The 24,628-nt window shown below is 68.8% G+C and carries 23 protein-coding genes; 7 read left to right on the top strand and 16 right to left on the bottom strand.

What is annotated here, in order from left to right:
- Positions 1-179: 179 nt before the first annotated feature.
- Entirely contained in the window at positions 180-2,732 is a 2,553-nt protein-coding gene (locus tag NVU01S_RS02045; RefSeq protein WP_052280844.1) for a heavy metal translocating P-type ATPase, read from the bottom strand.
- A 608-nt stretch (positions 2,733-3,340) separates the two neighbouring features.
- Here NVU01S_RS02045 and fadD11 point away from each other — a divergent pair.
- Positions 3,341-5,143, top strand: coding sequence for a fatty acid--CoA ligase FadD11 (gene fadD11, locus NVU01S_RS02040; RefSeq protein ID WP_043674163.1), 1,803 nt, complete (start codon positions 3,341-3,343; stop codon positions 5,141-5,143).
- Positions 5,144-5,383: 240 nt separating this feature from the next.
- A complete protein-coding gene (locus tag NVU01S_RS43080) occupies positions 5,384-5,527 on the top strand; it encodes a hypothetical protein (protein ID WP_156161689.1) in 144 nt (47 codons plus the stop codon).
- Here the strand turns inward: NVU01S_RS43080 and NVU01S_RS02035 are convergent.
- The 3 genes from NVU01S_RS02035 to NVU01S_RS02025 form a co-directional block, all read right to left on the bottom strand.
- Positions 5,517-6,614, bottom strand: a complete 1,098-nt coding sequence (locus NVU01S_RS02035; protein ID WP_052280833.1) for an MBL fold metallo-hydrolase — start codon at positions 6,612-6,614, stop codon at positions 5,517-5,519. The two genes, NVU01S_RS43080 and NVU01S_RS02035, sit on opposite strands and share 11 nt — an antisense overlap.
- Positions 6,615-6,866: 252 nt before the next feature.
- A complete protein-coding gene (locus NVU01S_RS02030; protein ID WP_043674169.1) occupies positions 6,867-7,922 on the bottom strand; it encodes a fatty acid desaturase family protein in 1,056 nt (351 codons plus the stop codon).
- Positions 7,923-8,000: 78 nt separating this feature from the next.
- Positions 8,001-8,405: an NUDIX hydrolase gene (locus tag NVU01S_RS02025; protein ID WP_175068859.1), complete on the bottom strand. Its 405-nt coding sequence runs from the start codon at positions 8,403-8,405 to the stop codon at positions 8,001-8,003.
- A gap of 391 nt (positions 8,406-8,796) precedes the next feature.
- Between NVU01S_RS02025 and NVU01S_RS45200 the strand changes: the two genes are divergently transcribed.
- Genes NVU01S_RS45200 through NVU01S_RS02015 form a run of 3 tightly spaced genes read left to right on the top strand, consistent with a single transcriptional unit; the run spans position 8,797 to position 10,692 of the window.
- Positions 8,797-8,931, top strand: a complete 135-nt coding sequence (locus NVU01S_RS45200; RefSeq protein ID WP_256656775.1) for a hypothetical protein — start codon at positions 8,797-8,799, stop codon at positions 8,929-8,931.
- A gap of 49 nt (positions 8,932-8,980) precedes the next feature.
- Complete coding sequence (locus NVU01S_RS02020) at positions 8,981-10,192, top strand: type 2 periplasmic-binding domain-containing protein (protein WP_052280834.1); 1,212 nt, start codon at positions 8,981-8,983, stop codon at positions 10,190-10,192.
- 11 nt (positions 10,193-10,203) lie between these two features.
- On the top strand, positions 10,204-10,692 hold the full coding sequence (locus NVU01S_RS02015; RefSeq protein ID WP_043674343.1) for a UCP032817 domain-containing protein: 489 nt from the start codon (positions 10,204-10,206) through the stop codon (positions 10,690-10,692).
- Here NVU01S_RS02015 and NVU01S_RS02010 read toward each other — a convergent pair.
- The 4 genes from NVU01S_RS02010 to NVU01S_RS01995 are packed head-to-tail and all read right to left on the bottom strand — an operon-like array spanning position 10,666 to position 14,549.
- Complete coding sequence (locus NVU01S_RS02010) at positions 10,666-12,069, bottom strand: MFS transporter (protein ID WP_043674172.1); 1,404 nt, start codon at positions 12,067-12,069, stop codon at positions 10,666-10,668. The genes NVU01S_RS02015 and NVU01S_RS02010 overlap by 27 nt on opposite strands.
- Before the next feature lie 3 nt (positions 12,070-12,072).
- Positions 12,073-13,179 carry a winged helix DNA-binding domain-containing protein gene (locus NVU01S_RS02005; RefSeq protein ID WP_043674174.1) on the bottom strand — a complete coding sequence of 369 codons (1,107 nt, stop codon included), beginning with the start codon at positions 13,177-13,179 and terminating at the stop codon, positions 12,073-12,075.
- Between the two features lie 18 nt (positions 13,180-13,197).
- Entirely contained in the window at positions 13,198-14,148 is a 951-nt protein-coding gene (locus NVU01S_RS02000) for a M56 family metallopeptidase (RefSeq protein WP_042253855.1), read from the bottom strand.
- A complete protein-coding gene (locus tag NVU01S_RS01995) occupies positions 14,145-14,549 on the bottom strand; it encodes a BlaI/MecI/CopY family transcriptional regulator (protein ID WP_226887342.1) in 405 nt (134 codons plus the stop codon). The genes NVU01S_RS02000 and NVU01S_RS01995 overlap by 4 nt, the downstream gene beginning before the upstream one ends.
- 141 nt (positions 14,550-14,690) lie before the next feature.
- Between NVU01S_RS01995 and dinB the strand changes: the two genes are divergently transcribed.
- Positions 14,691-15,923 carry a DNA polymerase IV gene (gene dinB / locus NVU01S_RS01990; protein WP_043674179.1) on the top strand — a complete coding sequence of 411 codons (1,233 nt, stop codon included), beginning with the start codon at positions 14,691-14,693 and terminating at the stop codon, positions 15,921-15,923.
- A 24-nt stretch (positions 15,924-15,947) separates the two neighbouring features.
- Here dinB and NVU01S_RS01985 read toward each other — a convergent pair whose 3' ends face one another.
- The 6 genes from NVU01S_RS01985 to NVU01S_RS01960 form a co-directional block, all read right to left on the bottom strand.
- Entirely contained in the window at positions 15,948-16,361 is a 414-nt protein-coding gene (locus NVU01S_RS01985) for a nuclear transport factor 2 family protein (RefSeq protein WP_043674182.1), read from the bottom strand.
- A gap of 109 nt (positions 16,362-16,470) precedes the next feature.
- The gene (locus NVU01S_RS01980) at positions 16,471-17,349 is read right to left on the bottom strand and encodes a phosphoribulokinase (protein ID WP_043674184.1); all 879 of its coding nucleotides are present in this window, start codon (positions 17,347-17,349) and stop codon (positions 16,471-16,473) included.
- Between the two features lie 29 nt (positions 17,350-17,378).
- Positions 17,379-18,458 carry a class 1 fructose-bisphosphatase gene (locus NVU01S_RS01975; RefSeq protein ID WP_043674186.1) on the bottom strand — a complete coding sequence of 360 codons (1,080 nt, stop codon included), beginning with the start codon at positions 18,456-18,458 and terminating at the stop codon, positions 17,379-17,381.
- Between the two features lie 16 nt (positions 18,459-18,474).
- The gene (locus NVU01S_RS01970) at positions 18,475-19,497 is read right to left on the bottom strand and encodes an AAA family ATPase (RefSeq protein ID WP_052280835.1); all 1,023 of its coding nucleotides are present in this window, start codon (positions 19,495-19,497) and stop codon (positions 18,475-18,477) included.
- Positions 19,487-19,909 carry a ribulose bisphosphate carboxylase small subunit gene (locus tag NVU01S_RS01965; protein WP_043674188.1) on the bottom strand — a complete coding sequence of 141 codons (423 nt, stop codon included), beginning with the start codon at positions 19,907-19,909 and terminating at the stop codon, positions 19,487-19,489. The genes NVU01S_RS01970 and NVU01S_RS01965 overlap by 11 nt, the downstream gene beginning before the upstream one ends.
- Positions 19,910-19,926: 17 nt before the next feature.
- On the bottom strand, positions 19,927-21,369 hold the full coding sequence (locus tag NVU01S_RS01960; protein WP_043674191.1) for a form I ribulose bisphosphate carboxylase large subunit: 1,443 nt from the start codon (positions 21,367-21,369) through the stop codon (positions 19,927-19,929).
- Positions 21,370-21,755: 386 nt separating this feature from the next.
- On the opposite strand from NVU01S_RS01960, the gene NVU01S_RS01955 reads away from it, so the two are divergent.
- Positions 21,756-22,625: a LysR family transcriptional regulator gene (locus NVU01S_RS01955; RefSeq protein ID WP_244467336.1), complete on the top strand. Its 870-nt coding sequence runs from the start codon at positions 21,756-21,758 to the stop codon at positions 22,623-22,625.
- Positions 22,626-22,813: 188 nt separating this feature from the next.
- On the opposite strand, the gene NVU01S_RS01950 is transcribed toward NVU01S_RS01955, so the two are convergent.
- Both NVU01S_RS01950 and NVU01S_RS01945 read right to left on the bottom strand, forming a co-directional pair.
- Complete coding sequence (locus NVU01S_RS01950; protein ID WP_156161690.1) at positions 22,814-23,338, bottom strand: hypothetical protein; 525 nt, start codon at positions 23,336-23,338, stop codon at positions 22,814-22,816.
- Positions 23,339-23,534: 196 nt separating this feature from the next.
- Positions 23,535-24,347 carry an alpha/beta fold hydrolase gene (locus NVU01S_RS01945; RefSeq protein WP_244467337.1) on the bottom strand — a complete coding sequence of 271 codons (813 nt, stop codon included), beginning with the start codon at positions 24,345-24,347 and terminating at the stop codon, positions 23,535-23,537.
- Between the last annotated feature and the right edge of the window lie 281 nt (positions 24,348-24,628).

The following is a 24,628-nucleotide window of genomic DNA, read 5'->3' as shown; positions in this document are numbered from 1 at the left end:
GTGCGCGGCAGTGCGCAGTCGGTGGCGGCGGCGCGTATCTCGGCCGGTGCCGCTCACCACCAGCTGGTGCTGCGGGCGCAGCGGCGCACTGACGACCGAGGACGTCCCGGTGGTCGGGTGCGCCGGCCGACGGCGTGGGTACCGCCGCTGCACGTCACCGCCCGCACGGTCGCGGTTGATCAGTGGTGGGCAGGGTGCTCGTCCGCTGCGGGGGCGGCATCGGTGGGGCGCTGTCCCGGCAGCCGAAGTCGCTTTAGCGACACCGCGTTCAACGCCACGATGATGCTGGAACCCGACATCGACATGGCGGCGATCTCGGGCCGCAGCGTGAACCCGAACGCCGGAACGAACACGCCCGCCGCGATCGGCAGCGCGATCGTGTTGTAGCCGACCGCCCACGCCAGATTCTGGTGCATCTTGCGTAAGGTGCCGCGCCCGATGCGCAGGGCGGTCGGCACATCCAGCGGGTCCGAACGCATCAGCACCAGATCGGCGGTCTCGATCGCGACGTCGGTGCCCGCGCCGATCGCGATCCCCAGATCGGCCCCCGCCAGCGCGGGCGCGTCGTTCACACCGTCGCCGACCATCGCGACCTTGCGGCCCCCGCGTTGCAGCTCGGCGATCTTCGCCGCCTTGTCGCCGGGCAACACCTCCGCGATCACCGTGTCGATGCCGAGCCCGGCCGCGATCCGTGCCGCGGTGGCGCGGTTGTCGCCGGTCAACATCACCACCTCGACACCGAGGTCGTGCAGTTCCGCGACCGCGGCCGCCGAGGACTCCCGCGGCGCGTCCGCCAGTCCGATCGCCGCCGCCGCGACCCCGTCGATCGCGACCAGCACCGCGGTGTGCCCCGAGTCGGCGAGCCGATCCCGGTGCGCGCCAAGAGAACCCAGCTCGATGCCGTCCCGCTCGAACAAACGCCGGTTCCCGACGGCGACCCGGTGCCCGTCGACCTCGGCGACCGCGCCGTGGCCCGGCACGTTCTCGAACTTGTTCGCCGACAACCGGACCCCGCCCTCGGCGTGCCGCACGATCGCGGCGGCCAGCGGATGCTCGGATTCCCGCTCCACCGCCGCGACCAGGGGCAGCACCTGGTCGGCGGTGAAACCGTCGGCGGTACGCACCTCGGTGACCTCGGGTTCGCCCTTGGTCAGCGTGCCGGTCTTGTCGAACACCACCGTCTGGATTCGCGCGGCCGCCTCGAGCGCGAGCGCGTTCTTGAACAGCACACCGCGTTTCGCGCCCAAACCGGTGCCGACCATGATCGCGGTCGGCGTCGCCAAACCCAGCGCGTCCGGGCAGGTGATCACCACGACCGTGATCGCGAACAGCATCGCCTTCGCGAACGACGCGCCGGCCAGCAGCCACACCGTCAACGTCAACGCGCCGCCGGCCAACGCGACGAGCACCAGCCAGAACGCCGCCCGGTCCGCCAGCTTCTGGCCCGGCGCCTTCGAATTCTGCGCCTGCTGAACGAGTTCCACGATCTGCGCCAGCGCCGTCTCCGCGCCGACCTTCGTGGCCGCCACCCGCAGCGTGCCGTTGGTGTTCAACGACCCGCCGATGACGGAGGCGCCCGGCTCCTTGTGCACCGGCAGACTCTCCCCGGTCACCATCGACTCGTCGACATCGCTGTCGCCCTCGCGCACCATCCCGTCCACTGCGATCTTCGCGCCCGGCCGCACCAGCAGCAGATCACCCACCACCACATCGGCGGTCGGCACCTCCACCGGCACGCCGTCCCGGATCACCTCCGCCTTGGGCGGGGCCAGATCCAGCAATGTCCGGACCGCGTCGTTGGCGCCGCCGCGGGCCCGCATCTCGAACCAATGTCCCAGCAGCACAAAGGTCGCCAGCATCGTCGACGCCTCGTAGAACACCTCACCGCCGCCGGTCAGCGTGATCGCCAGCGAATACAGCCAGCCCGCCCCGATGCCCACCGCGACCAGCACCATCATGTCCAATGTGCGCGCCCGCAACGCCGCCACCGCGCCGGTGAAGAAGATCGCCGACGCGTAGAAGATCACCGGCGCACTCAGCACCAGCGCCCACACGTCCTGCCGCAGCCCGAACGGCACCGGCAGATGCACCCCGAACATGTCGGTGGCCATCGGCGACCACAACATCACCAACACCGAGAACACCGCCGCCACCACGAACCGATTCCGCATATCGGCCGCCATATCCGCCATGGACATCCCCGCATGCCCGGCATGCCCACCGTGCCGGCCGTGCGCGGCGTGACCAGCATGCTCGTCATGACCGCCCGGCTCGTCGTGGCCACCATGGCCACCTTGCGCAGCCGGCCCGGCCTGCTTGCCGTGACCGGCGTGCTCGCCGTGGCCACCCTGTGCAGTCCGCCCGGCATGCTCGCCATGACCTGCGCGCTCGCCGTGGCCTCCCTGCGCGGTCCGCCCGGCGTGCTCGTCGTGGGCCGCGGGCGGGTCGGCCGGTTCGAGGAGGGGGTCGCAGAGGTGGGTGGGGACCGAGCGGCCTGCGCAGTGGTAGCCGCACTCGCGGATCCACCCGGCCAGTTCGGGGACCGAGGTGTGTGCCGGGTCGTAGGTGACCGTGGCGGTGTGGGCGGCCGGGTTGGCGGCGACATCGAGCACGCCGGGCCTGCGTCGCAGCACGGCGGTGACGACATTGGCTTGACTGGCCCAGCGCACCTCGCGCACATCCAGCACCGCCGTGCGGTGTCGCGTTGCCCCCCGCTGCAGGTCGTCGTTCACGTAGCTCACTCCTCGTGTCGGCCCAGGCCGGATCGCCCCACCGACCATATACCCCTACGGGGTAGGTGTCTAACCGCCGCGCCCGCCGTCGCGGCGATTTCGTCCCGGGGCGCGATCATCAGCCGCCGCGCCGAGGTCCGGGCCGATGCCGAACCCGTACACTGCCGTGCCGTCATGGAGTGGGCCATACGAGCCGCGAACACCCCTCCGCCGCACCGCAAGTCGCGCAACTGTCGTCACCCGGGCGACCGCTCGCCAGGCGGGTGTACGACTCCAGGGCGACTACGACTCGAGGGCGACTACGACGCCCACAAGTCCGGGCCGGAACTCCACAGGCAGACGCCGAACCGCAGCCGGCGCGCCCTGACGGTAGGCCACACGGGCGGGCCGGGCCTGTTCCGGCGGATCGGCGAGCAACCGTGGCGGGGGTGCCCCACGGCCGGACCGGGGAGGGCACGTCCGTCGCTGAGGTAGGGCCCGCCGTCTCGGCAACCTCGGTGGCGCTGAATTCCTTTGCCCTGGAGCCTGAATCGGGCGAAACGGTCCGGAGGTGATGCGCGGGGACCTACCGTCTCAGGTAGTTCTTTTGCAGCGAGCGGGGTTGTGTGATGGATGAACCTACAACGTCTTGTGCAGCGTTCCAGCGGGTGGCGGCGATCGACCCCGACGCGGTCGCGGTCCGGTCGATCGGGGGCGCGCAGAGTCTGACGTGGCGCGAGTATGCCGCGCAGGTGCGTGAGATCGCCGCGGGGCTCAGCGCGCTCGGCGTCGGGCGCGGCGACACCATCGCGCTGATGATGGCCAATCGGGTGGAGTTCTATCCGCTCGAGGTGGGCGCCCAGCACACCGGAGCGACCTCGTTCTCCGTGTACAACACCCTGGTGCCCGAACAGTTGAACTACGTGTTCGGCAACGCGGGCAACCGGGTGGTGATCTGCGAGGCCCACTACGTGGACCGCATCCGCGCCTGCGGCATTCCCATCGAACACCTCGTCTGCCTCGACGGTGCACCCGCGGGCACGATCAGTGTCGAGGATCTGAAAGCCTTGGGCCGCAACGACTTCGATTTCGAGGCGAGCTGGCGCGCGGTGCGTCCCGACGACGTGCTCACCCTGTGCTACACGTCGGGCACCACCGGCAACCCCAAAGGTGTCGAACTCACCCACGCCAACCTGCTGTTCGACGCGTACGCCTTCGACACGGTGCTGTCGGTCGAATTCGGCGACCGCCAAACCTCGTACCTGCCGACCGCGCACATGGCCGACCGGTTCACCGCGCTGTACCTGCAGGAGGTGTTCGGCACCCAGATCACCGTCGTGCCCGACCGCACCCAGCTGCCGGCCGCGTTGCTCGACGCCCGCCCGACCATCTGGGGCGGCGTGCCGCGGGTGTGGGAAAAGTTCAAGGCCGCAATCGAATTCGCGGTCGCCAACGAACCCGACGACACCACCCGCGAGGGCCTGCGCTGGGCACTAGGGGTCGCTGCGCGCAAGGCCGACGCACAGCTGGCGGGCAAACCGATCGACGACCTCCTGGCCGCCGAATGGGCACAGGCCGACGCCGCCGTGCTGTCCAAGCTGCGCGCCAAACTCGGCCTGGACCAAGTGAAATGGGCAATGTCGGGCGCCGCGCCGATCCCCGCGGAAACACTCGGGTTCTTCTTCGGCCTGGGTATCCCGATCTCCGAGGTCTGGGGCATGTCCGAGGTGACCTGCATCGCCAGCGTCGCCGCACCCGAGGAGGCCCGGCTCGGCACCGTCGGGCGGCTACTGCCCGGCCTGGAAAGCCGGATCGCCGACGACGGCGAGTTCCTCATCCGTGGCCCCTCGATCATGCGCGCCTACCGTGACGAACCGGCCAAGACCGCCGAGGCGCTCGACGCTGACGGCTGGCTGCACACCGGCGATATCCTCACCCAGGACGCCGACGGATACCTGCGCGTGGTGGACCGCAAGAAAGAACTCATCATCAATTCCGCCGGAAAGAACATGTCCCCGGCCAACATCGAGAACGCCATCAAAGCCGCCACCCCGTTGATCGGCTCCATCGCCACCATCGGTGACCGCCGCCCGTTCAACACCGCGCTCATCGTGATCGACGCCGAAACCGCCGGACCCTATGCGGCACAACATGATCTGCCCGACGCGTCCGCGGCGGGCCTGGCCGCCCATCCCGCGGTGATCGCCGAGATCGCGCGCGGCGTCGCGGCGGGCAACACGAAACTGTCCCGCGTCGAACAGATCAAACGCTTCACCGTCCTGCCGACCTTCTGGGAACCCGGCGGCGACGAGATCACCCTCACCATGAAGCTGCGCCGCAAACCCATCGCCGCCAAATACGCCCACCACATCGACCGCCTCTACACCCCCGAATGCTCGCCCGAGGTCCACGAACCCGTACTGGACGGATGATCACGAGGAACTGGTGGCGGCATCGGCCGAGAGCCCGCCGCCACCAGTTCCTCCTGATCGCCTGACCAGCAACACGCCGACGCGACGCACCGGGCCGCCGACGGTCCGGCGGGCTTACCTGGAGCGGATTTCGTGCGGGCCGAGCTCGGCGGCCGACCCCGGGCGACCTCGGCGGTGTAGCGCTCGCCTGTCACCTGGTCGCTCAGGGGGTCCAGCGCCTCGGCATCCAGGTGAGTGCCGATGCGGTCGCGTTCTGCTCCAGCCGGATCCGCCGATGCGGCGAAGACCGGAATGGCCGCCACCCCGAGCCGCGTGGCCTGGGCGTACACCCAGGACAGCGCCACCCGATCCGCGCTGTTCTATCGGCCCGTCCTCACAGCGTGAAGGTGAGTAATTCCGGGCGGACGTAGTCGGCGGGGTCGTGCAGGGAGCGGAGTTCGGGGCGGGCCGCGGCGGGGATGCGGTCCAGTTCGGCGAGCAGGGGCGGATCGTAGCTGGCGGCGCTCGCGGTGACGCCCGGCAACCAGTTGTCGTGATGCGACGGCACGAACACCCTGGGCGCCAGCGCTTCGATGTAGCGGCGTGGGTCGCGCAATCCGTTGGTGAGCTGGTTGAACCCTTGGATCGCGCCGATGTGCAGGTCGGTCGGGGGCAGGCTCGCGAACAGGTCGAACACGTGCGGCGCCTGCTCGGTGAGTGGCCCGGTCGAGTCGTGCCATACCAGTGCGAACCCGGGCACCCGGAACTGATAGAACAGCGACCCGCCTTCTTCGTCGCTCGACCGCGGCATGTTCTGCAACAGACCGGCCACCGTGGGTGGATGTTGTACCAGCGCACACAGTTCCGGCATCGGGAAGAACGGCGCCGAACCGCCGGGACGTTCGGGCGCGGTCGGCGCGGAATGCAGATGCCGGATGGCGGTCACCTGTACGGCGCCGACCGTGAAATCGTGACGCTCCCCCGGCCGCGATTCCGCACCACCCAGGGCGACCGTCTCGAACCCCGGGTCGCTGACCTGCGCGCGGATGCTCACGCCGTGATCGGCGGTGCCGTACACCACCGCGCCGCAAGCCTGCGCGATCCGGCCCGCGTCACCGGCGTGATCGAAGTGCCCGTGCCCGATGAAGATCGCCTCCGGCGCCAGGTCGGCCAGATCCTGCGGTGTCGCCGGCACATACCCGGGGTTGGTGAGCCGGGGCACCCACGCGTCGAGCAGGAACACCGACCCGCCCATCGCCAGCGCATACGTCGTGCATCCCACCCACGCCAGCACCACCCGGTCGGCGCGCACCGCACCGGTCGCGGCGTCGACGGTGTCGGCACCGAAGAACCGCTGCCGCGCCGCCACCGTCCGCGGGTCCCCGGGATCTGCCGACGCCGTCAATCGTCCCGCCGCCAGCAGCACCCCCGCGCCGAGCACCCCACCCAGCATCGTCCGCCGCCCGATCGACCGCCCCGCAAAGTTGCACATCGCTGTACCCCACCACGGAACACGAACCAGGGCAACCATTTCCCCGATGCGCCGAGACCTCGATGCGGACGCCGGCGACTTCACGTCAGGTTGTGTCGGACATCGTGGCCGACCGACGGCAGCTCACCGAGTCGGTCGCGCCGGCGATCCCACACCGGTCGGATGCGCAGCCTTGTGCGGGTGCTCAGTGAAAAGACTTCCTGCCCGTTTGCCGCCGGCCAGGCGCGGACATCTCCACTGACGTTGTGGCACTTAATTTTTCGCGGCTTCATCCGGTGTGCGCAGTGGAACGCCGACGTGGTGCAGGTGGGTGAGGGCTTCGCGGTACGAACGGATCAGGCCGGTTTCGTGGTAGGGCACCCCGATCTCGGCGCAGTAGTCGCGCACGATCACCTGGGCGCGGCGCAGGTGCGGGGTGGGCATACTCGGGAACAGGTGGTGTTCGATCTGGTAGTTGAGCCCACCGAGGGCAAGGTCGGTGCACAGCCCGCCGCGGACGTTGCGGGAGGTCAGCACTTGGCGGCGCAGATAGTCGGGACGATCGTCACCGGTCAAGGTCGGCATGCCCTTGTGGTTCGGGGCGAAGATGCAGCCCATGTACAGGCCGAAAAGTCCCTGGTGCACCGCGAAGAACACCAGCGCTTTGTCCACCGGCAGCACCGCGAACAACGCGACCGCATACGCGGCGAAATGGCCGAACAGCAGCGCAGCCTCCCAGCCGCGATGTTTCATCGACCGGTTCTTCAGCGCCCGCACGCCGGCCACGTGCAGGTTCAGGCCCTCCAACAGCAGCAGCGGGAAGAACAGATACGCCTGCGCCCGCCCGACGAGCCTGGGCAGACCGCGACTCGACCGCGCCTGCCGCTGCGACCAGACCAGGATGTCGGGCGCGACATCTGGATCGAGGTCCTCGTGGTTCGGGTTGGCGTGATGGCGGGTGTGCTTGTCCTGCCACCAGCCGTAACCCAGCCCGATCCCCGCGTTGCCGACCATCCGCCCCGCCAATTCGGTCGGTCGCCGCAACCGGAAGACCTGCCGGTGCGCGACATCGTGCATGACCAGCGCGATCTGGGCGAACGTCACCGCCAGGAAGGCCGCGACCAGCAGCGTCCACCACGAATCGCCGACCAGCACGAACGCTGTCCACCCGCCGGCGAACGCGATCCCGACGAGGCCGAACCGGATCGCGTAGTAGCCGGGACGCCGCTGCATCAACCCCGCCTCGGTGATCCGGCGCAGCAGCCGGGCGTAATCGCCGTCGGCGCCGCGGCGCGGTCTCGACTCGGGGGCCAGGGCAGATGTCGTCATGCCCGCCGACGCTATCGGCCGGATTCTCGTCGCCGGTAATCCCTTGGTATGACCGGGAATCGGACTACGGAGTGATATTCAGCGCAGGTGACCGGCCTCGACCAGATCGTCGAACAGCAGTTGGTCGACCGGCGGAACCAGCGCGCGGTCGGCGTACCCGAACCACGCCATCTCCTCGATCTCGCTGCTGACGGCCAGGGTGCCGCGATAGTCGGCGGTATAGCAGCTCATCCGTACAACCAGACCCGCCTCGGGTCCGTGCACCGCCTCGTAGGTGCCCACGTGCGCGACCGTCTCCGGCAGCAACGCCACCGTCAGCTCCTCTTCGATCTCGCGCAGCAGCGTCTGCAGGTCGGTCTCGCCGCCTTCGCGTTTCCCGCCCGGGATGTAGAAGACATCCTTGCCCCGCGGCCGGGCACACAGGATCCTCCCGTCCTCGATCCGCACCCATGCCACCGTATCGATCAGCCGCTCGTCGGTCACCCACGCACCCTAACCACCCGGCCGTGGTCCGCGGCATCGGGCCGCACGAAGACGAGCGTCGCACCGACTGCGCAAACCCGGTGCGACACCCACATCAGGCGAACCGCGAACTCGCCGCCGCAACACCACCCTGATGAGCACCCGCCGCAGCACCCCATCCGCAGCGCATGCTGTTCGATCCAGAAATCCCCGCCGCCGACAGGGTCGGCACCACAGGCTCGACCGCCTGGAAAGCTAGCTGGCACAACGGAATACGGTATAGGAACAGTCGCCAGCCGACGCCGGGCGCGGCGGGCCGGAAAATGTGACGGCCGTCGCACCTCGCGCGAAGTCTTTACTCTTGCTTTACCATGGGCATGCAGGCAGATTACATCGATCGAAGGATGCTCCAATGAACGATCTGATCAAGACCCTCGCGCAGGATGCCAACTGGGACAAGTGGGTAGCCGTCAACTCCGAATCCGGAGCCAAGGACGGGTGCATCTCCAAGGCAGGTTGTATTTCCAAGGCGGGCTGCATCTCCTAGTCGCGGTCCCGGGGCCGAGCCCGGCTCGGCCCCGTCCGCCAGGACCCCCATGACCGACACCGCACTCACCCGCCCCCTGCCGAGCGCGTTCGTCGACGCGACCCGCGACATCCCGTTCTATCGGGAATCCGCTGCGGCCAACGCCTTTCCGATCATCACCAAAGCCGAACTCGCGGCATCTTTCCCGGAGTCGTTCCTCACGCCACAGGTCAGCGCGGCGCTGGAAGCCGGTGCCGCGCAATATGTCTGGTCCACCGGCACCAATCACGCCCGGATGCCGCTCATCCGGCCGCCGCTGTTCCTGCTGAAGACCTATTACGCGGTGTGGCGCGATCATCCGCAGATCGGCGACACCTTCGCCGCCGGCGTGCCCCGGGTCTCGCTCACCACCCGGCTGGCGACCGAGCACGTCGCGCGGGTCAACGAGGCCAAAGGTGGTGCGCCCGAGGATCTGGCGCGGCGCTGGCTCGACGAACGCACCGTCTACGTCAACCAGGACCTCGATCCCGCGACCTGGTCGGCCGCCGCGGTCGAGCGCATGCTCGCCGAGATCGATCACGTCCGCTCCGAAACCGGCGGCGGCCGTTATCATCTCGACTGCTCCTCCTATCACGCCGCGCACCTGCTGCTGGCCGCCGGGGACCGGTTCGCCCGCCCGGTGAGCGCGATCCACGGCTACGAGTTCACCCCGCGCAACGTGCGCCGGTTCCTCACCGAACGACTCGACTGCCCGGTCGTCGAGCTGTTCGGCAGCACCGAGCTCGGCTACCTGTACTACGGCGACACCCGGGGTCGCTACCATCCGCACCTGGTCGACATGGACGTCGAACTCCAACCGATTCCCGGCAGTCGCGGCATCCACAGCCTGGTCGTGTCGAGCATTCGCAACCCGTTCATGCCGTTGCTGCGCTACAACACCGGCGACTGCGTGCACACCGCCGACGGGTCGGCCGATCCGGCCCGGATCGTGCGGTTCTGCGGCCGCGAGAAGGAATTGCTCGTCACCGACACCGCGATCACCTCGCAGGCCGAACTCGACGACGTCATCGCCGCGACCAGCCCGCGGATCTTCGTCTACCAGTTGTCGGTCCCGCAGGCCGAACTCACCTACACCACCTTCGACGGTGCCGCGCTCGAACCGCCCGTCGAGGCCGAACTGGCCGCCGCGACAACAGCATTGACCGGCGCACCGGTGACGGTCGCGCACCGCACCCATATCCCGATCGGCAAGTCCGGCAAATACGCCTGGCTGGCCCGGTGAAGGAGCAGGCGATGAGCGAACAGGACATCCTCGGCGAGCTCTACCAGGAGACCGTCGACTACACCCGCGAGCACAACGGCGTCGACGAAGCGACCGCCCGCATCCAGGTCCGCGAGGCCGTGCGCTACCTGACGCTGGTCTCCGCGCATCGCGACGAACTCAGCGGCTTGTTCCTCCCGGTCGAGCAGGTGATCGATGAGGTGTGGCATTACCTCATCCTGCAGACCCGCGAGTACGCCGAACTGTGCGAGAAGCGTTTGCCCGGCGGCTATTTCATCCACCACCGGTCCATCTCCTACGGCGACTACGGGCAGCGTCAGCCCTCGCGGGAGGCGATGATCGAACAGTTCCTGCGCTGGATTCCGCTGTACTGCCGTCGATTCGGCGGTTTCGACGCCGAGGGCGGGCGCTGGTGGACGATGGTGCGGTTCCTGCACGAGGAGATGGGCCACAGCCTCGCCGAGATCTCGGCGCTAGCGCCCGCCGACGCGCCGAGCTGAGCGCAGGGCGGCGGCGATCACCAGCGCCGCCAGCCCGATCTGCACCACCAGCACCGTCACCATCGCGCTCTGCTGGCCCGCGGACCGCACCACCACACCGAACACCGTGCCCAGTATCGCCGCACCGGTGGCGATCGAGACCTGCTGCGCGGTGAGCAGCACGCCCCCACCCATCCCGGCCAGCGCGGCCGGGACCAGCGACAGCATGTGCGCGTTCATGGTCCCGAGCGTGATGCCCTGCCCGGTACCGATCAGCAGCATCGCCACACAGATCAACGGCACGCTCGCGCCACTCACCCCCACCGCCATCCCCGCCAAGCCGAGGCCCTGCACCGTCGCGCCCAACGCGATCGCGCCGACCCCGAGCCGCCCGCGCAGACGCGGCACCGCGAACGAGGACACCAGGAATCCCGCCGCCATCGGCGCGGTCAACAGCCCGGCGATCAGCGGCGCATGCCCGAGCCCCTCCTGCAAGGTTTGCGGCAGCGCGTAGAGGAACCCGCCCGCGCCCGCGAAGAACGGCAGCATCAACGCCAGCGCCCAGCGCAGTTGCGGGCTGTCGAACATTCCCGCGGGCACCACCACCGGGCGGCCCGCGGCGACCCCGCGCCGCTGATGCGCCAGCCACACGCCGCCGAGCACCACCGTGAGCACCGCGGGCACGACGGTCAGCGGGCCCAGTGTGCTCGACAGCGCCGCGGTCAGCAGAAACGACAGCACCGTCAGCGACAGCAGCGCACCGCCACGTCCGTCGATCTGCTGGGCGGTGTTCGGTGCGGTGTCGGGCACCATGCGCGGCAACAGGATCACCGCGACGAGGCCCAGCGGAATGTTGATCAAGAACAGCCAGCGCCACGCACCGCTGCCGCCCACCAGATCGAGCAGCGCGCTGCCACCGATCAGCCCGACCAGCGCCGACACCCCGCTCATCGAGGAGTACCAGCTGATCGCACGGTCCCGGCGGTCGCCGGCATGTGCGGTGACCAGGCCGAGCACCTGCGGCATCACGAATCCCGCGGCGATCCCCTGCATGATCCGCCCACCCACGAGTACCTCGAAACTCGGTGCCACCCCGCAGATCAGCGACGCGAGCAGAAACCCCGCGGCGGCCACCCACAGCACCCGTCGGCGCCCGAACCGGTCACCGACGCGCCCGCCGACGATCAGCAGCGAACCGAACCCGGCCAGATAGCCGACCAGCACCAGGCTCAGCAGCGCCGAGCCCTCGGCGAGCCCGAAATCGCGGCGGATGCCCGGCAGCGCGACTCCCGCGATGAACGCGTCCATCATCGGCACGAACGCGCAGGCGAGCACCAAAACGATGCCGGGCGTGCGCAATACGCGGTTCTCGGTCAGCGAACCCCCGTGTTTGTTCATCGATTACCCGGCACGCACCGGCAAGGTGTCGCGCCCGAGCGCTGCCGCGAGCCGCTCGAGGGCCGCGTCGAGTCCGCGTTTCGGCACCGGCTCGTCGTCGAACATCGAGAGCACCACCGCGTCCTCGGCCAACTCCCAGGTCCCCACGATGCGACCGCCCGCCACCACGATCGGCGAGATCCAGCCCGCCGTGCGGCTCACCTTCGCGCGATGGTCCCCGGGCAGCAGCACCGAATCGCCGGTGCCGGGGCCGAGCACGTACTGGTCGAAGCCGCCCAGCAGATGCACCGACGTGCCCGGGCGGGTGGCGGCGAGCTGTTCGAGGTCTCCGGTGCGGACATACCCGGTTCTGCCCTCCACTTCGACCTCGGTGAGCGCCGCGCCCAGCTCCGAGAACCACCGGCGCAGTACGGTTTTGCGCAAGCTGCCGCGACTGAGCCACGCGTCGAACGTCTCCGGCGTCGCGGGACCGTAGGCGCCGAGATAGGCCAGGATCGCTTGCGGGGCCGCGTCATCGGGCTCGGGCAGCCCGGGCCAGTCCTTGATCGACTGCGCCGGATCGGTGAACGTGATCTTGTTGCCCTGGGCCGGTCCGTGACAGATCGCGCCTTGCCAGGCCAGGGGTTTGAGCAGTGCGCCCCATCCCGAACGCAATTGTTCGCCCAGCCGCTCGAAGCCGGGATCGGCCACGATCGCCGCGACCAGTTCCTCCCGGGTCAGTGTCTTGCCGTCCAGCACCCTGCGCACCTCGTCGGTCAGCGCCGCGACCTCGGCCGGTGACGCGCCGAAGTTGCGCTCCCACACCGGTTTCTCCCAGGTGCGGGCCGAGGCGATCAGGGAAAGGCAGGCCGCGGCCAGTGCCGGGGTGAGCGCGTGCAGCGTGCCGCGCATCGCCCACGTCTTGACCAGGGCGCCCTCGTTCAGTTCGTGTACCAGCGCACCGGGCGCGGGCGTCGAACTACGCAGGGCGACCGCTGTTTCCGCGGACGAGGTGACCTGTGCCTGCACCCCCGCCAGCCGCTCGACCACCTCGGACACCGTGCCGGCCGGGGCGGTGACGAACTGCCGCTCCAGCCGCCACGCGAATACCTGATCCCAGGTCAGTCGCATGGTTCTCCTTCGAAAAACTCAGCCTAGAACGGCGCTACAGAAAGCCACCGTAGCGGCCACGAAGCCGAAACCGGTGACCGTCGCGGCGATCACGCCGAGCAGCGCCGTGCGGGTGGTCGCCCGCTGGATCGCGCTCACCGGATCGACCAGGCGTTCGGCGCGGGCCAGCACCGCGGTCCCCGCCGCGGCCAGCGCGCCCGACGGGACCGGCTCGGTGACGCCGAGGATGGCGAGCAGACCGCCGAGCAGCGGTTCGGAGCCGTACTTGCCCGCGGCCTTGTCGTCGGCGCACATCTCGAGCAGCCGGCCGATCTCGGTCGCGCCCACGGTGACCAGGCGCAGGCCGGGCAGCGTCGTCGCGATCCCGCGCAGCACCGCGGTCAACGGCGCGTGCCGGCCGGCCAGGTGCGCGTGTTCGTGCGCGAGCACCGCGTCGAGCTGATCGGGGGTCAACGCGTCGAGCGCGCCGCTGGTCACCACGATGGTGTCGGGTTTGCCCGGCACGCAATAGGCTTGGCGCTCGGGCGAATCCAGCACCAGCGCGCCGACCCCGGGCACCCGCCGCCCGACCAGCCGCAGCGCCTTTGCGTGCGCGCTCGTGCGCCGGCGCATGTCCTTGACCACCGACACCGCCCGCGCCACCACCGCCATCGTGCAGGCGGCGACCAGCGCGCCCACCGCGAACGTCGCGGCCTTCGTCGCGCCGCTGCCGTCCTCGTGCAACGGGGTCCACATGATCGCGAAGCAGGCCTGCAACGCGTCGTGCGGATGTCCCCAGTAGGTGGCGAACTCGACGGTGAGCATGGTCGCCGCCGCGGCCCACGCGCCGAGCGTGCCGGTGATCGCCACGAGCCACGCGACGATGCCCAGGCGCGGCGCGTTGCCGCGGCGGGTCAACCGGATCAGCACCGGCGGGCCGAGCACGGCCACCACGATGCCGTAGAGCATCAGAGCTACGGCCAGGGTCATGGGGCGGCGCCTTCGGCGCCCGGCGGAGCGTCCGGGGTCTTGCGGGCGGTGAGCCTGCGTAGCGCGGCCCGCAGGCCCGCCGATTCCTCGGCGGTGATCCGGTCCACGAAATGGCTCAGCACCAGATCGGAGCGGCCGCCCGCGCCCAGCGCCTCGAGCATCAGCCGAGCGCTGTGTTCCTCACGGGTCAACGTCGGCCAGTACTTGTAGGCCTTGCCGGAACGCTCGCGCGCGAGCCAGCCCTTGCGATGCAGGTTGTCCATCGTGGACATGACGGTGGTGTACGCGATGTCGCGCTGTGCGGACAATTCGTCGAATATCTCGCGAACCGTGGTGTCCTCTGCGTCCCGATCCCAGATGCGGTCCATGATCACCGCCTCCAGGTCTCCAAATCCGCGCACTGTACCGACTCCCTCATCCAAAAGTGCCCTACTGTCGGGCCAGAATACCGGTTCCGGCGCATTGCTACGTAGTTGAATCGTAGATTCGCCGGGTGCGCGGACGCGCACGGGGTTCCGGATGTCGGTGGGCTATGCGAACATATGTTCGTGTCCGACGTCCCTGCCTCCCGCCCGCGGATCGCCGCGCGGGCCGAAGCGTCGATCCTGCACGCCGATCTCGACTCCTTCTACGCCTCGGTCGAACAGCGTGACAATCCGCGTCTGCGCGGCAAGCCGGTGATCGTCGGCGGCGGGGTCGTGCTCGCGGCCAGCTACGAGGCCAAGGCGTTCGGGGTGCGTACGCCGATGAACGGCGGGCAGGCGCGGCGGCTGTGCCCGCACGCCATCGTGGTGCCGCCGCGCATGGCGGCCTACGCCGAGGCGAGCCGAGCCGTGTTCGAGGTCTTCCACGACACCACCCCGGTGGTCGAGGGCATCTCCATCGACGAGGCGTTCCTCGACGTCGGCGGGTTGCGGCGGATCGCAGGCGCACCGATCGGCATCGCCGAACGGCTGCGCGCGCGGGTGCGCGAACAGGTCGGGCTGCCGATCTCGGTGGGTATCGCGCGCACCAAATTCCTGGCCAAGGTCGCCAGTGCCGTCGCCAAACCCGACGGCCTGCGCTGTGTGCCCCCGGACGGCGAACTCGACTTCCTGCATCCGCTGCCGGTCGAAAGACTGTGGGGCGTCGGTGATGTCACCGCGCGCACGTTGCACGAGCACGGCATCACCCGGGTCGGCCAGCTCGCCGACCTCGGCGAGAGCCCGCTGCGCGCCATCCTCGGCCCCGGTGCGGCCCGGCACCTGTACGCGCTGGCGTGGGCGCGGGACCCGCGCCGGGTCGAGACCGGGGTGCGCCGCCGGTCCCTCGGGGCGCAGCGCGCGCTCGGGCGCGTCCCGCATCCGCCCGAGGAGATCGAGGCCTACGTGCACGGTCTCGCCGACCGGCTCGGCCGCCGCCTGCGCGCCGCCGACCGCATCGCCCGAACCGTGGTGCTGCGCATGCGTTTCGACGATTTCACCCGCGCCACCCGCTCGCACACCCTCGCCGAAGCCACCGACCACACCGGCACTCTGCTCGGCGCGGCCCGCACCCTGCTCGGTGCGGCAGGCCCGATGATCCAGGAGCGCGGCCTCACCCTCATCGGCCTGGCCTTCACCAACCTCGAGCACGCCGACCCCTACCAACTCCCCCTCCCCTTCGACCACCGCCCCGACAACACCCTCGACGCCACCCTCGACAGCCTGCGCCACCGCTTCGGCTCCACCGCCGTCACCCGCGCCGCCCTCCTGCACCGCGGCGAAGGCCTCTCGGTCCCCCTCCTCCCGGACTGACGGCGGTTCGAGCGCCGTGTCGGGCTACGGCGCGGGTTGGGTTCGGGTGGCGGCGAGGGCTTCTTCTTGGATGCGGGGGAATTGGGCGGCCATGGCCTCGGAGATGGCTTGGGCGGCGGAGAGGGGGCGGACCATGACGGTGAGGGCGTCGATCTTGCCGGACTCGTCGTAGTGCAGGAAGTCGCAGCCGTTGACGGTCTTGCCGTTGACGGTGGCCTCGAAGACGAGGGCGTGATCACGGCCGCCGGCGTCGGCGATCTCGCGGACGTAGCGGAAGTCCTCGAAGACTCGCAGCACGCCGCGCAGGATCGCGGTGGTGATCGCCTTGCCGGGGTAGGGCTTGAAGGCGACCGGACTGGTGAAGACGACGTCGTCGGCGAACAGGGCTTCGAGCGCCGCGGTGTCCCGCGCTTCGACGGCCTCGCGGAACGTGGTCATATCCCACCTCGCATATGCAACTCGTTGAATAGGGTCCGATCGACAGTAGCCCAGGACCGCGCTTCTCCACCAGAGGTGCATCCGATGCACACCGGCACCGGGTGCCGGATCAGCGGGAACGCTTGGGCCGCTTGTCCATCAACCGCAGGATCAACGGCGTGAAGATCAGCTGCATGGCCAGCTCCATCTTGCCGCCGGGCACGACGATGCAGTTCGGCCGCGACATGAACGAGTCGTGCAGCATCGAGAGCAGATACGGGAAGTCGATCACCTTCGGGTCGGCGAAGCGGATCACCACGAAGCTCTCGTCCGCGGTAGGGATGCTGCGGGCGATGAACGGATTGGAGGTGTCCACGGTCGGCACCCGCTGGAAGTTGACGTAGGTGTGCGAGAACTGCGGGCAGATGTACTTCACGTAGTCCGGCATCCGGCGCAGGATCGTGTCGATCACCGCCTCACTGGAGTAGCCGCGTTCGGTCTTGTCCCGGATGACCTTCTGAATCCATTCCAGGTTCACGATCGGCACCACCCCGACCAGCAGATCCGCGTACTGCGCGACGTTCACGCTGTCGGTGACCGCGGCCCCGTGCAGTCCCTCGTAGAACAGCAGATCGCTGCCGGGCGTCAGGTCTTCCCACGGCGTGAACGTGCCCGCCGGTTGCCCGTACGGTTCGGCCTCGCGCTCGTCGTGCAGATACTTGCGCACCTGCCCGACCCCGGTCTCGCCGTAGTCGCGGAACAACCGCTCGAGTTCCTTCAGCAGATTGGCCTCCTCGCCGAAATGCGAGAACGTGACGTTGCGGCTCTGCTCGGCCTCGGCCATCGCCTGCTTCATCTCGCTGCGGTCGTAGCGATGGAACGAATCACCCTCCACCACCACCGCGTTGATCCCTTCGCGGCGGAAGATCTCCTGGAAGGTCCGCGTGACGCTGGTGGTGCCCGCACCGGAGGACCCGGTGATGGCGACGACGGGATGTTTGACCGACATGGCACTCCTCGATGGCCGGCGGACAGAACTCAGTGCGGCGCGGGCCGGAACAGCGAGCGCGACCCGAACAGCGAACTGTCGAAGCTCGGTCCTTCGTCGGGCTCGGCGTGATACCGCTCGATCCGCGCCACCTCGTTGCGGGAGCCGAAGATCAGCGGCACCTGATGGTGCACCCCGCGCGGCGGCACCTCGAGCACGCGTTCCCCGCCGGTGGTCGCCCAGCCGCCCGCCTGTTCGACGATGAACGCGATCGGATTGGCGCCGTAGAGCAGCGCGACCCGGCCGGGCCGCACCGGCGGCCGATCGTCGTGCGGATACAGGTAGACCCCGCCGCGGGTCAGGATGTGAAAGGTGTCCGCCACCAGCGACGCGACCCAGCGCATGTTGAAATCGCGCCCGCGCGGGCCCTCCACCCCGTCGAGGCATTCGTGCACGTACCGGCGCACCGGGCGCTCCCAGAACCGCTCGTTGGCGGCATTGATCGCGAACCCGGAGGTGTCCTCGGGGATACGCATGCGCGGGTGGGTCAGCACGAACGCGCCGATCTCGCGGTCCAGGGTGAACCCGTCCACACCCCGGCCGGTGGTGAGCACCAGCATCGTCGCCGGGCCGTACAGGGTGAAGCCCGCACACACCTGATGCACCCCGGATTGCAGGAAATCGCTTGCCGCCGGGCCGTTCTCGCCCGGTTCCGGGGCGCGCAGCACACTGAAGATGGTGCCGACGGGCAGGTTCACGTCGATGTTGGAGGAACCGTCGAGCGGATCGAACGCCAGCAGATATTTGCCGCGCCGATGCGCGTCGGGCACCGGATGAACGGCCGACATCTGTTCGGAGAGCAGCGCCGCCAGATGTCCCGTCCACTGGGTCTCGGCGACCATGATGTCATTGGCGATCGCGTCGAGCTTGCGGTGCACCGTCGGCGGCAGATTGTCGGGCTCCGCGGCGCCCAGCGAGCCGACGATGGCACCCCGGGTCACCTGGTTGGCGATGATCTTCGTCGCCGTCGCGACCACATTGACCAGGGCCGAGAATTCACCGGACGAGCCGGGATGCCGATGCTCCTCCTCGATCGTGTACCGGGTGAGCGTCTTGAGTCCTTCTGGCATGGGCGCCTCGCTCTCCTCACACCGGAGCCCGCGCGCCCGGCCCGTCCGGCGGCGCGGTGGTGCTCCGGTCGTGCTCGAACACGCTGCTGCCGTAGACATCCCGGTCGGTCAGCGTGATCAGATCGGACTTGCCGAGCGGCCGGTGCAGCTCCACCAGCCTTTTCGCCTGCCGCAGCCGGCAGCGGTCCAGCGCGTTACGCACGCTGCGCGCGTTGGAGAACCGGGGCCGGGCCATCCGCACCGTCAGGTACTCGGCGAACGCGGTGTGCGCGGCCGGATCGAACCGGAAGTTCTCCCGCGCCACCATCAATTCGGCGATACCGAGCAACTCCGCGTGCGTGTAGTCGGCGAATTCCAGATGATGGGCGACCCGCGAGGACAGGCCCGGATTGGCGGAGAAGAAGCGCTCCATCCGATCCGGATAGCCGGCGAAGATCACCACCAGGCTGTCGCGTTCGCTTTCCATCTCCTGCAACAGGATCTCGATCACCTCCTGCCCGTAATCGCGCTCGTTCTCCGGGCGGAACAGGTAGTAGGCCTCGTCGACGAACAGCACCCCGCCCGCCGCCTTGGCCAGCGCCTCCTTGGTCTTGGGCGCCGTGTGGCCGATGAACTGGCCGACCAGATCGTCACGGGTGACGGTGTGCACCTTCGGTTTACGGATATAGCCCAGCGCGTGCAGCATCTCGGCCATGCGCAGCGCGACAGTGGTCTTGCCGGTGCCCGGGCCGCCGGTGAAGCTCATGTGCATGGTGGGCCGCGACGAACTCAACCCGAACCGCTGCCGGGCCCGGTCGATCAGCAGCAGTGCCGCGATCTCCCGGACCCGGCCCTTCACATTCGCCAGCCCGACCAGTTCGGCGTCGAGCCTGCGCAGCGTCTCCTCGACGTCGTTGCCCGCGATATCGGTCGAAAGATCCAGCAGCGCATCGTCGTCCAGCGGCGGCGGCCCGGCCTCGGCGGCAGGCTCGGCGCGCACCGGCCTGCCGTCGCCGGTGCCGGGACGGTGCAGCCGGAAACCGTTGTGTTCAGCCGCCATACCGCTGCCCCTGGCGATCGTCGGTGGCATAGGAACGGAAGCCGTAGCGCTGCTGTCGATCCGGGCCCTCGGCACGGGTCAGCACGAAACCCGGCTCGTCGCCCGGACGCTGCACCAGGAAACTCAGCGCCGTCGTCTGCCTGCCGTAGCGGGCGTCATAGGCCAGCACCCGCACATAATGGTGCGGGAATGTCGCACGGCAGGCGTTGATCTCGGCGAGCACGCCGTCGGGCTCGTCCAGGTCGAACAGCGGCAGGCCCCACATCTCCCAGTAGGCGTTGCGCGGATGCGGGTCGTCGGTGTATTCGATCGACACCGGCCAGCTGTTGAGCAGGGCGTAACGCACCTGCGCGGCGATCTCGGCATCGGTGAATTCCGGCAGATAGGAAAAGGTTCCGTGACGCAGATACATGAGTGGCTCCTGGACGGTCAGCGGGTCGCCGTCGGCACCGCGTCGGGTGCGTCGGTGGCGGCGTAGTCGAAGGTGACATCGCCCCAGGTCGCCAACGCGACCTCGAGCGGGCGGCAGCTCTCGGCCGCCTTGCGCAGCACGTCGGGTCCTTCCTTCAGCAGATCGCGACCTTCGTTGCGCGCCTTGACCACTGCCTCGAGCCCCACCCGGTTCGCCTCGGCGCCCGCCGCGATGCCCAGCGGATGGCCGATGGTGCCGCCGCCGAACTGCAGGATCACATCGTCACCGAACAGATCGAGCAGCTGATGCATCTGGCCGGCGTGAATGCCGCCGGAGGCGACCGGCATCACCCCGGGCAGGCTCGCCCACTGCTGATCGAAGAAGATGCCGTTGCCGGGATTGGTGGGAATGTGGTTGTCCCGCAACGTGTCATAGAACCCCTTGGTCGTCGCCGGATCGCCCTCCAACTTGCCGACGACGGTGCCCGCGTGCAGATGATCGACACCGATCAACCGGCACCACTTGGCCAGCACCCGGAAACTCACCCCGTGCGTCTTCTGCCGGGTGAAGGTGGAATGCCCGGCCCGGTGCAGATGCAGCAGCACCCCGTTGCGCCGCGCCCAATGCGACATCGACTGCATCGCCGTGTAACCGACGGTCAGGTCCATCATGATCACGACGCTGCCCAGTTCCTTCGCGAACTCGGCGCGTTCGTACATGTCCTCCATCGTCGCGGCGGTGACATTGAGGTAATGGCCCTTGAGCTCGCCGGTCTCGGCGATCGCGCGGTTCACGCCCTCCATCGCGTACAGGTAGCGATCTCGCCAGCGCATGAACGGCTGGGAATTGATGTTCTCGTCGTCCTTGGTGAAATCCAGGCCGCCCTTGCACGCCTCGTACACCACGCGGCCGTAATTGCGTGCCGACAGACCCAGTTTCGGTTTCACTGTCGCGCCGAGCAGCGGCCTGCCGTATTTGTTCAGGTATTCGCGCTCCATCACGGTGCCGTGCGGCGGGCCCTGGAACGTCTTCACGTATGCCACCGGAATGCGCATGTCCTCCAGCCGCAGGGCCAGCAAAGGTTTGAAGCCGAACACATTACCGATCACCGAGGAGGTCAGATTGGTGATCGAACCTTCTTCGAAAAGGTCGAGATCGTAGGCGATATAAGCGAAATACTCGCCCGCCCGGCCGGGCACCTCGTCGATCCGATAGCACTTGGCCTGATACTTGGTGTGCGCGGTGAGCCGGTCGGTCCACACCACCGTCCATGTCGCCGTGGACGATTCGCCCGCCACCGCGGCCGCCGCCTCGATCGGATCGACGCCGGGCTGCGGCGTCACCCGGAACACGGCCAGCACATCGGTATCGGAGGGCTGATAGTCCGGCGCGTAATACCCCATCGACGCATACGACTGGACACCCGGATCCCACCGGTCCCGCTCGGTTGCTTCGGCCATCGTTCCTCCTGGCGGTCGGTGATCGGCAGGCGCGTCCGGCGATTCGGGTTGTGCGCCTTGCGAATTCCAGGATGACGGCAGCGCGGACAACAAACAATTTGATTGTTCCTGCGTAAGCTCAACCAAAAAGTAAGGTTTCGGCGGGCCCGTATTCGGGAAAAGGGCGGCAAGGCGTGCTGGAAAACTTCCGGAATCGCTACGAACACCCCGGAGCGCGCACCACTCCGGGGTGTTCGAGCACGGCGCGGAAGGGGAGTCACGCGCCGCCGTCGGGTTGACCCTGACAGATCCGATGTTTCCACAGATCACCACCCGCGCGCCGCTCCCGCGACGCCATCAATTCCTATGGCACCAGAGTCACCGTCGAAGTCTGCTACCGTCGGCGGATGGCAGCGGTCAGTGCCGCCAGGATGGAAACTTTCCTGGTCGTGGCCAGGGTGAGCAGCATCCGGCGCGCCGCCGCCCAGCTGCACATCACCGAGGCCGCCGTCTCCGCGGCGGTCGCGCACATCGAGAAACAGTTGGGCGCCGAGCTGATCGCCAAGTCCGGGCGCGGCATCGTGCTCACCGAGGCCGGCCGCGTCTACGCCGGGTACTGCCGCAGCATCCTCGGATTGATGAACGAAGCACACGCCGCCGTCCAGCAGGCCGAAACCGGGCGACTACGCATCGGCGTCGTCGCCACCGCGGGCGAATACGTGCTGCTGCGCCCGCTCGCCTCGTTTCGTCACCGCTTCCCCGATATCGAACTCAGCCTCTCGGTGCACCCGCGCGACGTACTGTTCCTCGAATTACAGCACCACGAAACAGATCTCGTCATCGCCGGCCGCCCGCCTCGCAACACCGGACTCGTGATTCGCGCGCGCCGACCGAGCCGCCTGGTCGTCGTCGGCACGGCAGGCCAGCGCCCGCTGCACGCCACGTGGCTGTTGCGCGGGCGCGGGTCCGGCACCCGCGACGCCACCCTCGGACTGCTCGAGCAACTCGACCTCGCGCCGCCCACCCTGACCCTCGGCAGTCACGGTGCCGTCCTCGCCGCGGCCCGAGAAGGTCTCGGCGTCACATTGATTCACAGCGACGCCGTCTCCCAGGACCTCGAAACCGCTGCGCTGCAGATCCTTCCGGTCACCGGCACCCCCATGGACCGACCCTGGCACGCCATCACCACCCGCACCCCCACCCCCACCACCCGCCTGTTCCTCAACCACCTCTGTGACACTGCCGAAGTGGGCGGCGATGCTTTCCACCCAGCGTGAGGAGGGAGCCGCCCGCGCCGGCGCGAATGAGGCGGTGGGAGACGCCGACCGGTGATGCCCCGCGCCGGTCGGGAATACCTGGCCACGTGCGGCGCTGCCCGGCCCCTGGAACGGCACATTCGCCATGCCGGTGAGCACGGAAAGTGCGAAGCGGGTGCATGATTCGCGATCGACGGTCGGCCGCCGCGTCACTTGCTCGACCGGCGGGCGGTGATCGCGGCGCAGAACTCGGCGGCGGCGTCGACGCTGAAGACCGCCGAGCATGCACGTACCCGGCGGAATCCTTGCATACGCGCGGGCACCTCTTCGGTGAACTCGACGCGGACCAATTCCGAAGCGGGCGAACGGATCAGCGAGACGGTGGCGGATTCTTCCGCGAAATCCAGACCCGTCTGCGCGGGATGGCGGACGCTCGGCCGGTGGGGCTCGGCGGTGCGGACGATCCCCAGCGGCACGTCGAGAGCCGCGAGCCAGCCGAACCGCAGCCGCAACCGCTCGGCGTCCACCCGCTGCACACTCCACAGCGGTGAAGCCATCGCCACCAGCAAGGCCAGCGTCGGCACACCGAACAGCACGTCGAGCACAGCGGTCACCACCCGCGGGGCATAGGCCCCGACCACGAAATGCAGCACCGCGACCTCGAGCACACCGAGCACCCCGACGCCCGCGAGCAGCCCCGCCCACGCACCCCGCTTCCCCAACCCCATCCGCATCGGCCGCACGGCACCACGTTACTGTGCCGCCCACGCGTCCAGGCCGAGCCGCGCGGGCTTGGCAACGATCAGCCGGCGGACCGCTCGCAACAGCCGGGGCGCGGTTCGGTTGCGGCAGCCGGGTCAGCCAAAACAGCGGGTCCGGAGAGCAACCGCTGTCGCCGAGTCCCGGTTCGACCGGCGCGCTCGGTGGCGGTCACTGCAGGAAACGCTGTAGTTGCGCGGTGACGAACTCGGGGTTTTCCTCGACCAGCCAGTGGCCCGCGTGCGGGACGTCGGCCGCTTGCACGATGTTGGTCATTCGGGGGGCGGCGGTGGCGCGGACCGGGTCGAGTTGCCCCTGGGCGGTCAGCAGGAGGGTGGGCACGGTGGTCGGTGTCGCGGCCACGGTGTCGCGGACGTCCTGGTCGAGGGCTCGATAGAGTTCGAAACCACCGGAGAGGGCCTCGGGCTTGCGGTAAGTCCGTGCGAATTCGTCGATTTCGGCATCGGTGAACGGCGAGCGGTCCGAGGTGCCGCCGAAAGCCGTCCCGCCGAACGAGACCTGCGGGTAGAACAGGGCGAGATAGTCGCGCACATCGTCGCGCACCACCGCCTCGGGGACGCGGCGCTGTGCGTGGAAGGCGATATGCCAGCTCAGCGACCGGTAGGTGGGGCCGTCGATCGCGGGCCCGGGCAGCGGCAGGTCGAGATAGCCGAGACGTGCGGTGTCGGAGGGGAATCGGCTGGCGTACTGGAAGGCCACCGCGGCACCGAAGTCATGCCCGATCACCTGGGCATCGCGCACCCCGAGCCGATCCGCGATCAGCGTGTGTACATACTCGGCCAGCGTCGCTTTGTCGTAACCGCTCGGCGAACCCGTACTGTCACCCAGCCCGGGCAGATCGACGGCGTACACGGTGTGGTTCTCGGCGAGGGCGGGCATGATCGGCCACCAGCCGAACCAGGTCTGCGGCCAGCCGTGGATCAACACCACCGGCGAACCACTGCCGCCCTTCACGTAATGCATACGGACACCGTCGACATCCGCGAACTCGTGCCGGAAGGTATTCTCGAACTTCGGATCACCTTGCGTAGCAACGGCATACGGCGGCACCGCATCAGCCGCCGTCGTGGTGCACGCCGCAGTACCGATCGTGAGTGTCAGAGCGAAAACAAGTGCTCCCATCGAGCGCGCGAAACTGTTCGGCATCGGCCGCGATTCGGTTTTCATAGCTTCCTTTCAAAGGTGAATGGTGTCCGGCGAATCCGCCCACCCGGCCCGGTTCAGGTCCTACGGCCTGGTAACGA

This window comes from Nocardia vulneris (assembly GCF_001613425.1).
GTDB classification, from domain to species: Bacteria; Actinomycetota; Actinomycetes; order Mycobacteriales; family Mycobacteriaceae; genus Nocardia; species Nocardia vulneris.
This window is presented reverse-complemented; position numbering and strand designations above follow the sequence as displayed.

Bases quoted from the DNA above. Each gene is read 5' to 3' on its own strand.
- fadD11 (WP_043674163.1), top strand. From the start codon at position 3,341: ATGGATGAACCTACAACGTCTTGTGCAGCGTTCCAGCGGGTGGCGGCG.
- NVU01S_RS43080 (WP_156161689.1), top strand. From the start codon at position 5,384: ATGCGGTCGCGTTCTGCTCCAGCCGGATCCGCCGATGCGGCGAAGACC.
- NVU01S_RS02035 (WP_052280833.1), bottom strand. From the start codon at position 6,614: ATGTGCAACTTTGCGGGGCGGTCGATCGGGCGGCGGACGATGCTGGGT.
- NVU01S_RS02030 (WP_043674169.1), bottom strand. From the start codon at position 7,922: ATGACGACATCTGCCCTGGCCCCCGAGTCGAGACCGCGCCGCGGCGCC.
- NVU01S_RS45200 (WP_256656775.1), top strand. From the start codon at position 8,797: ATGAACGATCTGATCAAGACCCTCGCGCAGGATGCCAACTGGGACAAG.
- NVU01S_RS02020 (WP_052280834.1), top strand. From the start codon at position 8,981: ATGACCGACACCGCACTCACCCGCCCCCTGCCGAGCGCGTTCGTCGAC.
- NVU01S_RS02015 (WP_043674343.1), top strand. From the start codon at position 10,204: ATGAGCGAACAGGACATCCTCGGCGAGCTCTACCAGGAGACCGTCGAC.
- NVU01S_RS02010 (WP_043674172.1), bottom strand. From the start codon at position 12,069: ATGAACAAACACGGGGGTTCGCTGACCGAGAACCGCGTATTGCGCACG.
- NVU01S_RS02005 (WP_043674174.1), bottom strand. From the start codon at position 13,179: ATGCGACTGACCTGGGATCAGGTATTCGCGTGGCGGCTGGAGCGGCAG.
- NVU01S_RS02000 (WP_042253855.1), bottom strand. From the start codon at position 14,148: ATGACCCTGGCCGTAGCTCTGATGCTCTACGGCATCGTGGTGGCCGTG.
- dinB (WP_043674179.1), top strand. From the start codon at position 14,691: ATGTTCGTGTCCGACGTCCCTGCCTCCCGCCCGCGGATCGCCGCGCGG.
- NVU01S_RS01985 (WP_043674182.1), bottom strand. From the start codon at position 16,361: ATGACCACGTTCCGCGAGGCCGTCGAAGCGCGGGACACCGCGGCGCTC.
- NVU01S_RS01980 (WP_043674184.1), bottom strand. From the start codon at position 17,349: ATGTCGGTCAAACATCCCGTCGTCGCCATCACCGGGTCCTCCGGTGCG.
- NVU01S_RS01975 (WP_043674186.1), bottom strand. From the start codon at position 18,458: ATGCCAGAAGGACTCAAGACGCTCACCCGGTACACGATCGAGGAGGAG.
- NVU01S_RS01970 (WP_052280835.1), bottom strand. From the start codon at position 19,497: ATGGCGGCTGAACACAACGGTTTCCGGCTGCACCGTCCCGGCACCGGC.
- NVU01S_RS01965 (WP_043674188.1), bottom strand. From the start codon at position 19,909: ATGTATCTGCGTCACGGAACCTTTTCCTATCTGCCGGAATTCACCGAT.
- NVU01S_RS01960 (WP_043674191.1), bottom strand. From the start codon at position 21,369: ATGGCCGAAGCAACCGAGCGGGACCGGTGGGATCCGGGTGTCCAGTCG.
- NVU01S_RS01955 (WP_244467336.1), top strand. From the start codon at position 21,756: ATGGCAGCGGTCAGTGCCGCCAGGATGGAAACTTTCCTGGTCGTGGCC.
- NVU01S_RS01950 (WP_156161690.1), bottom strand. From the start codon at position 23,338: ATGCGGATGGGGTTGGGGAAGCGGGGTGCGTGGGCGGGGCTGCTCGCG.
- NVU01S_RS01945 (WP_244467337.1), bottom strand. From the start codon at position 24,347: ATGCATTACGTGAAGGGCGGCAGTGGTTCGCCGGTGGTGTTGATCCAC.